The organism is Limnoraphis robusta CS-951 (assembly GCF_000972705.2).
In genome coordinates this window covers 1-10,987 of record NZ_LATL02000215.1, presented here as the reverse complement: position 1 = coordinate 10,987, position 10,987 = coordinate 1, and the positions used below count along the sequence as shown (strand labels likewise).

The window sequence follows — 10,987 nt, the reverse complement described above, 5'->3', positions numbered from 1 at the left end:
CCTCTCTATCCCCCCTTGATCCCCCCTTTGAAAGGGGGGTAAGGAGAGGGGAGTAATAAGGGTAAGTTGGTGGGAGTTAAAGCTTTTTCCATCCCCCCCTTTCTAAGGGGGGCTAGGGGGGATGAACGAAGGTTGGTGAGGGTTAGAAATGTTAGTTAAACCAAACTAAAATCAGCATAAGTTAAACTTGCAACGTCTACTTTTTGCAGAATTGCTAACGTTTCATCGCCGAAATTAATCAAGGTATTTTGTGCTTGAGTTTCTAACGATAACTGTTCAAAACTTAAGCCTTGAGTTAAACCAATGACATCAATACCGACTTCAAAATCAGTAATCGTATCGGTTCCTTCTCCAATGGCTAAAATAAAGGTATCGGCGCCTTGACCACCCGAGAAATTATCGCCCGTTAACAAATCATTTCCTAAACCACCTCGTAGCAAATCATCACCATCATCACCGAAAATTTCATCATCGCCATCATCCCCAAATAAGGCGTCATTTCCAGCTTTTCCTCCAATTCGGTCATCGCCCAAACCGCCATTAATGGTGTCATTTCCGCCAATATTTCCGCCGGTCGAACGACTGTTTAAATCCCCTCGCAGGACATCATCACCTGAGCCACCATTAATAATGTCATCACCCAACAAACCCGCAATTAAATCATTTCCAGCTTCACCAAAAATTAGGTCATTATTATCAGTTCCGAGTAAAGTTTCATTGTCGGAACTTCCCATAATTGCATCTGACCCAAAATCATAAACGGTGGTACTTCCGCTAACTTCATTTCCGACCACTAAAAGTGGGCGTCCGGTGGGGCTATCTTCTGCGGAAATAAACGTTAATCCTTCTGGGCCTAAATCTCCTGCGGTTCCCGCTTCCGGGTCGCCGCTAAAGTCACGGTTATTGATATATTGAACAAATTCGGGAGTTGTTGGGTCGGTAATATCATAAACCATGATACCGCCAATTCGTTCTAATCCGGTGAAAGAATAAAGGCGTCCGTTGACTTCTCCGATGGCGTTTCCTTCCGGTTCTGGGCCTCGGTTATCGCTGCGGTTATCGAAGTTATTTTCGGTGTTATCTGAGTTGAAAAATTCGGGGAATTGTTCGGCTGTAATTTGTTCAAATTCACCGCCTGTATCTGAAACAATATTACCTTTGCTATCAAAAATTGTGAATGAACGTCCGCCAAACGAGATTAATTGGTCAAAATCTCCATCGCCATCAATATCCCCATCAATTCCAGAAATACTCAAACGACCTAGATTTTCATCTTGTTGCAATTCTGCCGCATTCGGAAACGCAACGGGGTCGAGAATAACATCACTTACCCGAACATTTTCTTCGCGTTCATCCCCTTCATTGGCGGTAATATAATAGGTCTGACCGTCAACTTCAAAGGCTTTGATTTCATCGGGTTGATAAATTCCCAACGTCGGCCAGTTTTGAATATTTATTTCCCCATCTTCATCGCTGGCATCGAGTTGATTAAACCCGCTAAAATCAACAATTCCCAACACCGTTTGTGTGGGACTGGGATTAAACGGAACGGAACCATCAACCGGAATTTGTTCGGGTAATAAACCAAAGTCGTTATCGTTAATAACCGCCAAAGAACCGTTCGGTAAAAGTGCCAATCCTTCGGTTTTATCTCCGGCAACATAACCCAAAGAAGGCAAATTCAAGACTTTAGTTTTCGTAACCGCTTGTACACCCAGTTCGACTAAATCATCAGCAGTTTTCCCTTCTAAGGCATTCTCATCTGTGGCTTCAGACAGTTCAGTTCCTAATATATTTGTCGCCCCTGTTAGGTCAACTTCATACACAAACTTTTCAGCAGTTGCATCGATGCCGTCATCCCGTTCAACTACCAGAAATTTACCATTTCCTTTGTAAACAGCATCGCCAATTTTATCGACTCCCGCCGAACCTTCTAGGAAGTAAATATATTCTCCCGTTGACTCTCCAGAAGTGGGGTCAAATTCTAAAATTCTCAGCACTTGCGAACTTCGAGAATTGGCATCGTTACCAACATCGGGATTATCAATCGGACTTTGAATCCAAGCATAAAGTTTACCCTTGTCGGTATCTAATGCCATCCCTTCAAAACCCCGATTTGTGCGACGTTGGGCATAAACAGGGGGTAAACTTTCAGTTCCAAATGTTCCCTCTTCAACGCCTGCGGCTTCTGCGGTTCCTTCAGGAATAAACCGATCAATTAATTCCCCATTTTCGTTAAAATGATAAATCGCTGGACGGTATTCATCAGACATCCAAAACGTGCCGTCTGGGGCGACAACTATCGATTCCATATCAGCCCCAAAGGGATCATTTTCTAAGGGGTTCCCGAGCAAATCAACGGGTTCTTCGTCAGTATATGCAGTGTTACGTTCTCCCGCTTGAATATTAGGAAGTCCGCTCAAAGGAACCTGTTCGCCATCGACTTCCCGCGTCAAGAAAATTTGTTCGTTGAGGTTGATTTCCCCTGTAGATTGATCTAAACTAAAACGAATTAAACGGGGTTGATAGTCGGGTAATGCAAAGGGACGTTCCGGTGTACCATCACCATCAACATCAGTCGGTTCTCCGTTAGGACCGCGATCAGGAGTTGCGATAAAATGTAGGGTGTCACCTTCTTGTTTCTCAAAAAATAAACCCGACATTCCCCCTAATAAAATCTCTTGTCCGGCGGGTGTGGTTCCCAGGACTTCTTCACTTAAATTCCATCGATATTGAGTAACTTCGGGTAAGCCTTGACTCCAATCTTTTAAACCCAAAGGTTGTAGTTCTGTAACCGTCGCAGTATTAAGATCAACAACTGCAACGGTGTTGTTTTCTTGCAGGGTAATAAAAGCGCTTTGGCTATCAGGAGAAACTGCAATTGCTTCCGGTTCCAGGTCTTCCGATGCCGTTTTTCCGGCTAAAATACGAACACCCCGACCGCGCAATTCTTCTTCTTTACCATTAAAAGCAGTAAAATCTGCGGTAGAAAGCGTCAAATTTTCGACACCATTGGAAATATCAATTACACTAATTGATCCTTCGGCGTCGCCCTCTTCGCTAAGTTCCCCTTCGTTAGCCGTAATGACTTTTGTACCATCAGGAGTAAAGGCGATAGAGTCAGGTAAAACCCCAACTTCAACAGCGTTTAAAAAGCTTCCTTCTGTGTCAAAAAAAACAGCTTGACCCGGTTCAATATCACTCTCAGATCGAACGGATACCGCAACAATACCATTGTTAACCGCTACACCCGTCGGACTGCTACCAAAATTTGAAATATCGAGTTCACCAATTTTATTGGGGTTTGTTGGGTTAGAAAGATCGAGAATATCGATAATATTGTCAGCATTATTAACCACAAACAAACGGTTTGTATCAGAGTCAAAGGCGGTAATTGTTGCCCCACCTTCATCAAAAGTATTAGTTTCGTAAGTTCCTAAAACAGTGAGTTGATTTGTAGTCATAGGTTAAGATATTTGATAATATTCAGGAGTTCAGGAGGAAAGAAGTTCAGAAGTTCAGAAATGATTGATTTAGGAGCGTGTTTACAACTTCTTGGTGTTCTTTGTGTCTTTGTGGTTAAATAAGGCTTGATTCTTGTAAAGATACCAGCGCGAACTGCTATAAATTTTCACGAGCAGGACAAGTATATTAAGGTCATTTATGCCGTCCTAAATCTCCGTATAACCCGCCCAACACAGTTCACTATTTACTGTAAATAATGCACCTGCAATACATCACAAGCCAATGAAATACTTTCTGATAGACAATCAAAATCTTACTCCAAGTTCTAGCTTCCAAAGCCGATCTAGTTTTGGCAAACCTGACTGTGCTAGAAATTAGGAGTATAGAAATAAATAGAAAGCGTTCTTTTAAACCACACGAAGACTTTAAAGGTTCAAGGTTAAGATGGGGTTATGTTTGCGGATCAAGCTCTATTTTTTTACAGAAGCTTTACATAAGTTTTACAGAATAGGGGTATTCTTAAAAGGCCAATTGAGTTAAATTGGAGAATTATCAAAAGTCCGGGGCGAGGAGCCGAAGGTCAGCGATTAAACCTGAAGAAAAGTTGAAGAACTTCTATAAAAACCCGGCTGCTCAAAGAAACCGGGGTTTTTTTACTAAGAATATTTGTTGCGGTCAACTCAACAGCAACCTAGAAAATCCTAGAGATAAAGTCAAAGAATTTCGTTGCGACTCATATCTCCGAGGAAAGGTTTTCGGCCATCAATATGAGGAGAAATAGCGGGTGGTAACGTTGCAGGCGTTCCCCACTGACTAACTAATTGTTGCAACAACCAATCTTGCTGATCGCGTAAATCATCTAATCCCGTTCCTCGGTTAATAATCGCAAACCAAACCACACCTCTATCCCTTGTCGGTATAGCCCCAGCCAAAGCACTAACATCAAATAAACTGCCTGTTTTCACCGCAGAATGACGGGGAACATTGCGAAATTCCAGCGTTCCAATATCACGTCCTGAAACCGGAAATAGATCAGCAACGTTTAAATTTGTACCGTCTAATTTTTGTTGTAGTGCCATAAACATCGCCACAGCAGCTCTTGCCGAAATTTGATTTTCATGGCCTAATCCTGACCCATTAATCAGTTGAATTTCATCAACAGAAACCCCCGCAGCCATTGCCGCTCTTTCTCGAACAACCGCCGCTCCCCCCACACTTTGAGCCAACATTTCCGACATCAAATTATTGCTGTAAATATTCATTTGTTTGATGATTTCCGCCAGGGGTAAGGATTTATGCCGAACGAGGGGACTGGCTTGTACCGTTGTATACTGAGGTTGAACCGTACCTGCGATCGCCACAATCGGTCTAGGGGTTCCGGGAGGCATTCGTGAGTCATATTGAGCGGCAGCTTCGGCCGGCCAAAGTCGAGAATCTAAAGCCTGTTTGAGAAATTCACCCGCTTTCATGGGGTTAGACTCATAATTCATCGAGAAATTGCCGGAAATAATTAAATTTCCCATCACCTGAGTAATCCCCATTTGGTTGAGGGTATTTCCCAAAGCAAAACCTTCTTCCCAAACAAAAAACGGATCACCACTCCCAACAACCACTAAATCACCCTGAACCACGCCATTTTCCACAGGGCCAGTCGCCGCAATCAAAGTTTCAAATTGATAATCAGGTGTCCACTGTTGTAAAGCCGCTAAAGAAGTCGCCACTTTTGTAATCGAAGCCGCCGGAAGCGGTGTTGTCCCGACATTACTGGCCATTGAAACCGGGCCTGCTTGAATCCAAACCCCTTGAACTTGATCTGATAATCCTCGTTCGGCCAGTCGGTTGAGATACTGCTCCACAAGACTGGCGGCAATCGGGTCAGGTTGATCGAGTAAGATTAACTTAGAGAGTCCACCTTCCCAAACTTGCCGAGTGGCAGCATTTAACTCAATTTTGTTGACACCTGCCATCTCTAGCCACACCGATAGGACTCCCGAGCTAAACACATCTAACATTCTTAACTCCTTTATTTCTGTTCTTCAGTGGCAGTCAACAGCTTACAGGTTATAGGTTACAGCTTATAGCTGATAACTGGTACGGGTAATTGATTAATTACCTCTACAACACTGGTGAGTGATCACTGAAAAAATCGTTCACTGATAAAGAGATATAACTCTTTGGTAAGATCTTTAAGGTTTCTCTAACACTGGTCAATGGGTTCAACTCGCGCACGGATTGCAATTGACGCTATGGGTGGGGATTTTGCTCCCGCAGAAATTGTTGCAGGAGCATTAATGGCACAAGAGAAATTGGGTGTTGAGGTGTTGCTGGTTGGAGATCCACCGCAACTCGAAGCTTGTCTGAAGCATCACCCCTCTGTCTCTCCTCCACCGGAAATCGTACCCTCCGAAGGAACGATTGAAATGCACGAAGAGCCATTGAGCGCTCTCAAACGTAAGCCCAAGGCTTCCATTAATGTAGCAATGAATCTGCTCAAAGAAAAAAGAGCGGATGCAGTTGTCTCTGCTGGCCACTCCGGGGCGGCGATGGCGGCCGCTTTGCTACGAGTCGGTCGGCTACCGGGAATTGATCGGCCGGCAATTGGGGCTGTGATGCCCACTTTAAATCCGACTTCTCCGGTTCTCGTTCTCGATGTTGGGGCGAATGTCGATTGTCGTCCCAAATTTTTAGAGCAATTTGCCGTGATGGGAACGATTTATAGCAAGTACGTCTTAGGGGTTGATGAACCTCGGGTGGGCTTGCTGAATATCGGTGAGGAAGCCTGTAAAGGCAACGATCTCGCCGTTCGTACCTATGAAATGCTTCAAGAAAACACGCAAATTAGTTTTGCAGGAAATGCAGAAGGCCGTGATGTCTTATCCGGTCAATATGATGTGATCGTTTGTGATGGCTTCGTCGGTAATGTTCTGCTGAAATTTGCCGAAGGGGTCGGTGAGATTGTATTACATCTACTCAAAGAGGAGCTATCAACCGGGTTACGCTCTCAAATCGGAGCTGCAATGTTGAAACCCAGTTTAAAACGATTCAAACAACGGGTTGATCACGTCGAACATGGGGGTGGATTGCTTTTAGGAGTCGCCGGAATTTGCATCATCAGTCACGGTTCATCCAAAGCGCCAACCATTTGCAATGCGGTTCGTTCCGCTAAGGACGCAATTAACAATCGTGTTCTAGAACGGATTCAATCTCAGTACCAAAAAGATCATCAAAAGGCAGTAAGCGGTCAGTAGTTGGCATGGGAGCATTGAGGGGAGTTTGACTGAACTTCCCGCTCATTTTATGCTCAATGAGTCCTCGATTAATCATCAGCCTCTCTAGAATTTGCGTGCCGAACATTGATAAGATGCGATCATTAACAGCACAACAGACTTCTTGACCGTCTGTGACTTGGTTTAAGTGAACCAGATGGAAAATGTATGAAAAACAATTGCCCGAGGTAAAGCTGAATTGATAAACCCATTTACCCATTAATATTTATTGTTCGAGCAATCGGGACTCTCATCGGGTTCTAACTTCTGATTACTTCTAAGCAAGCAGACATGACGAATACAGGTATTGCGATTATAGGCAGTGGCTCGGCTACACCGCCTGTTTCTTTGGATAATCACGGACTCTCAAAAATTGTTGAGACTTCTGATGAATGGATTGCTTCTCGTACTGGAATTCGCTCTCGACGGTTGGCCGATCCTCAAACCAGTTTGTGTTCCATTGCAACAATAGCCTCAAAACAGGCTCTCGCGATGGCACAAATTGACCCTTCTGAGATTGACTTGATTCTCTTGGCGACTTCGACACCGGATGACTTATTTGGTACGGCGAGTCAAATTCAAGGACAACTCGCAGCCACTCAAGCGGTGGCTTTTGATTTAACGGCGGCTTGTTCGGGTTTTGTTTTTGGTTTAGTCACCGCCGCTCAGTTCATTCGGACAGGCGTTTACAAAACGGTTCTCCTGGTTGGCGGCGATATTCTCTCCCGTTGGGTCGATTGGTCTGATCGCAGCACTTGTGTTTTATTCGGTGATGGCGCTGGGGCGGTGGTTTTGCAAGCCTGTGAATCTGATCACCTTTTGGGCTTTGAATTACGCAGTGATGGTACTCAGAATAACTGTCTGAACTTGGCGTTTCAAGGGCAACCTCAACCGTTAATCGACGGAGTAACTGTCAGTCAAGGCACTTATCAACCTGTGACGATGAATGGTCAAGAAGTTTATCGCTTTGCAGTGAAAAAGGTGCCGGAAGTGATCGAAAAAGCTCTATTTCGAGCCAACTTAACGGTTGATCAGATTGACTGGTTGATTCTCCATCAAGCCAATCAACGAATTATGGATGCTGTCGCGCAACGCCTGAATATTCCCTCGGAAAAAGTGATTAGCAATCTCGCCAATTATGGCAATACTTCGGCCGGTTCTATTCCCATTGCACTTGATGAAGCCGTGCGTTCCGCTAAAATTCAACCGGGTGATGTGATTGCGACTTCTGGGTTTGGGGCTGGATTGTCTTGGGGGGCTGCTATTTTTCAATGGGGATTTTAAAGTTGCTGATTTTCTGGTTATACTACTTTTCTCGCTAAAAATTGAATCACATAACAAATGACAAAAACAGCATGGGTTTTTCCGGGTCAGGGTTCTCAAGTCGTTGGCATGGGTGCAGATTTATTTGATTTACCGGAAGCACAACCCCAGTTAGAAATTGCTCAAAATATACTCGGTTGGTCTGTTCGAGATTTATGTCAATCTGATGAGGATAAACTTTCTTGTACACTTTACACTCAACCTTGTTTGTATGTCCTGGAAACTATCCTCGCCGAACAGATGAAAAAACAAGGACTTTCTCCTGATATTGTAGCAGGTCACAGTTTGGGTGAATATGTAGCGTTATCTGTTGCGGAAGTGTTTGATTTTGCCACAGGATTAACTTTGGTTAAACGTCGCTCAGAATTGATGAATAATACCGCAGGTGGGCAAATGGCGGCGTTTATTGGTTTTGATAGCCAACAACTTGAACAGCAGTTACAACAAACAGAAAATGTAGTTCTGGCTAATGATAACAGTTCGGCGCAAGTCGTGATTTCAGGAACACCGGAAGCGGTTGATCTGATTATTGCCAATGTCAAAGCTAAACGAGTGGTTAAACTCCATGTTTCGGGTGCTTTTCACTCTCCGATGATGGCAGATGCGGCGAGTGAATTTCAAGAAATTTTGGCGACGGTTAATTTTTCGGATGCTAAATTTCCAGTATTATCTAATGTTGATCCGACTCCGACAACCGACTCAGAACTGTTGAAAGATCGCCTCGTTCAACAAATGACGGGTTCTGTTCGGTGGCGGGAAACTTGTTTACAGTTTTCAAAACAGGGAATTGAACAGGTGATTGAAATAGGCCCTGGTAAAGTTTTAACGGGTTTAGTGAAGCGGACTTGTGCAGATATTACCTTAGAAAATATTAGCACTATTGCTCAAATTTTGAAATAAATCTGACTCTTTCTCGTTTGGGTCATTTTTCCTTCTCAATTCTCTCAGTCCAAAGGTTAGAATTGAGGAGGCTTGTTTGTTTGGGGCGGTTCATCCCTGAAAATTTAGGGTACAAACCGCAGCACCCCTAAAAAAATACCGGATAATAACAGTCAGTTTGGATGATAAACTATGAATAATAAATGGAGTAAAATAAGTTTATTTTTTCTGATTGCTAGCTTCATTTTACCCGTTCTCACAGCAGCTTTTTTACTGGGATTATCACAAACTCTAGGTTGTGCTTTAGTCGGAGAACAATCTTCTCAATGTCAGGTTTTAGGGTTAAATATTGGCATTTTAATTAAAAATTTAATTCGACTGACTTGGCATTTTCCGTTAATGATGTCACCGCAGGGAATAGTTCCCGCTTTTATTGCGATTGCGATTATTGTTATTTTAATTCATCTCATCTTTCGCGGACGTCAACAATTTTTTTGGTCTTTATTTTGTATTTGGTATATTCCCATTTCTCCCAGTGTACTGGGTATTATTTTAGTCAGTTTTTTAGCCCGCCAGGGAAATTGCGTGCTGAATGAAGGCAATGCTAATCCCTGTTATATTTTAGGGGTAAATATGGGAGAAGCTTTTTATGGTGCGAGTGTTGTTCCTTGGTTAATCTTGATACTGCTGCCGATTTGTCTGTTTATTTCGCTCTTTTATATGATTATTTATGCTTTAATATTAGCATTGACCTCCGACCGCACGCCAACGTTTTACTTTTGGCGCGGGATTCCCAAACATCACTATTTGGGTTTCTGCTTCTTTCTCTTCAAAGAAGAGCTTTTCGCACCTGGCTTAACAGATTTACTCTGTTCGGCTCTTACGGTCGCTCCACAGACTGACACGGCAAGCCCTGCCGCCAAAATGTTTATACTAGCGTTGATATCTCGATCATGGTGAGAGTTGCACTTAGGACAATCCCATTCCCTAATATTCAACGGCATTCCTCTTGGTGCGCGTTCCCTAGCGTCGTGAGACGACGCGGGGTCGCACCGCTTTTCTGCAATGTATCCACAATTAGAACAACGCTTTGAACTGGGAAACCATCTATCTATTTTGATTAATTCTCGCCCATACCACGAGGCTTTATAAGTGAGTTGTCGGACAAGTTCTCCCCAGTTGGCATCACTAATTGCTCTGGCTAATTTGTGATTTTTGACCATGTTCTTTACAGCTAAATCCTCAACTACTATCGTTTGATTTTTACTCATTAGTTGAGTTGTTAGCTTGTGAGTTTGGTCGCGCCTGCAATCGGCAATTTTAGCTTGAATTCGAGCTACTTTAACTCTTGCTCTCTCTCTGTTCAAAGAACCTTTAGTTTTTCGGCTTAAAGACTTTTGAGCGCGTCTGAGTTTTTTGTATAGCTTGTCAAAATGTTTGGGGTTGGAAACTTTAACCCCATCTGACGTGGTAAACAGACTGGTAATTCCCAGATCAATTCCCACTTTTTTATCGATGGGTTTTAGTTTGTGGTCTGTTGGGTCGTCAATCCTCAAAGAAACAAACCATCTTCCACTAGGATCTAATTTGACCGTAATTGTAGAAGGTACGCATCCCTTGGGAAGTTGACGACTCCATCGAATGGGTAAAGCTTCAAAGCACTTGGCGATATAGACTTGACCCTCTTTAAACTTAAAGGCCGACTTGGTGAATTCAGCACTGCCACCGTTACGTTTTCTCTTGAAGTTTGGGTATTTTGCCCGACCCGCAAAGAAGTTACTGAAAGCGGTTTGCAAGTGCCTTAAACTCTGTTGAAGGGGAACACAACTCACCTCATTTAAGAAGTCTAATTCCTCTTCTTTCTTCCAGTTTGTCAACATCGAAGAAGTTTGAGAATAGCCAACTCGTTCAAAACGTTTATACCACGCCTCAGTGCGTGCAGCTAGTGCTTTATTGTACACCAATCTTACGCATCCCAGTGTTCTCCTCAACAGGTTTTCCTGTTCAAGAGTAGGGTAAAAACGGTAGCGATAGGCTTTCTCAGTCATGCCTCA

General features: G+C 43.4%; 6 protein-coding genes. 3 read left to right on the top strand and 3 right to left on the bottom strand.

Annotated elements, in window-relative coordinates; translation table 11 throughout:
- Window positions 1-155: 155 nt before the first annotated feature.
- On the bottom strand, window positions 156-3,464 hold the full coding sequence (locus tag WN50_RS18255; RefSeq protein ID WP_046277286.1) for a choice-of-anchor I family protein: 3,309 nt from the start codon (window positions 3,462-3,464) through the stop codon (window positions 156-158).
- Between the two features lie 714 nt (window positions 3,465-4,178).
- The gene (locus WN50_RS18250) at window positions 4,179-5,477 is read right to left on the bottom strand and encodes a D-alanyl-D-alanine carboxypeptidase (RefSeq protein ID WP_046277285.1); all 1,299 of its coding nucleotides are present in this window, start codon (window positions 5,475-5,477) and stop codon (window positions 4,179-4,181) included.
- A gap of 198 nt (window positions 5,478-5,675) precedes the next feature.
- Here WN50_RS18250 and plsX point away from each other — a divergent pair, with 198 nt between their 5' ends.
- The 3 genes from plsX (at window position 5,676) to fabD (ending at window position 8,954) form a co-directional block, all read left to right on the top strand.
- The gene (plsX, locus tag WN50_RS18245; protein WP_046277284.1) at window positions 5,676-6,713 is read left to right on the top strand and encodes a phosphate acyltransferase PlsX; all 1,038 of its coding nucleotides are present in this window, start codon (window positions 5,676-5,678) and stop codon (window positions 6,711-6,713) included.
- A gap of 309 nt (window positions 6,714-7,022) precedes the next feature.
- Window positions 7,023-8,015, top strand: coding sequence for a beta-ketoacyl-ACP synthase III (locus tag WN50_RS18240; protein ID WP_046277283.1), 993 nt, complete (start codon window positions 7,023-7,025; stop codon window positions 8,013-8,015).
- Window positions 8,016-8,072: 57 nt separating this feature from the next.
- On the top strand, window positions 8,073-8,954 hold the full coding sequence (fabD, locus tag WN50_RS18235; RefSeq protein WP_046277282.1) for an ACP S-malonyltransferase: 882 nt from the start codon (window positions 8,073-8,075) through the stop codon (window positions 8,952-8,954).
- 782 nt (window positions 8,955-9,736) lie between these two features.
- Here fabD and WN50_RS32395 read toward each other — a convergent pair.
- Window positions 9,737-10,981, bottom strand: coding sequence for an RNA-guided endonuclease InsQ/TnpB family protein (locus WN50_RS32395; protein WP_072075600.1), 1,245 nt, complete (start codon window positions 10,979-10,981; stop codon window positions 9,737-9,739).
- Window positions 10,982-10,987 lie beyond the last annotated feature (6 nt).

Coding starts and splice junctions, on each gene's coding strand:
- WN50_RS18250 (WP_046277285.1), bottom strand. CDS start 5,477: ATGTTAGATGTGTTTAGCTCGGGAGTCCTATCGGTGTGGCTAGAGATG.
- plsX (WP_046277284.1), top strand. CDS start 5,676: ATGGGTTCAACTCGCGCACGGATTGCAATTGACGCTATGGGTGGGGAT.
- WN50_RS18240 (WP_046277283.1), top strand. CDS start 7,023: ATGACGAATACAGGTATTGCGATTATAGGCAGTGGCTCGGCTACACCG.
- WN50_RS32395 (WP_072075600.1), bottom strand. CDS start 10,981: ATGACTGAGAAAGCCTATCGCTACCGTTTTTACCCTACTCTTGAACAG.
- WN50_RS18255 (WP_046277286.1), bottom strand. CDS start 3,464: ATGACTACAAATCAACTCACTGTTTTAGGAACTTACGAAACTAATACT.
- fabD (WP_046277282.1), top strand. CDS start 8,073: ATGACAAAAACAGCATGGGTTTTTCCGGGTCAGGGTTCTCAAGTCGTT.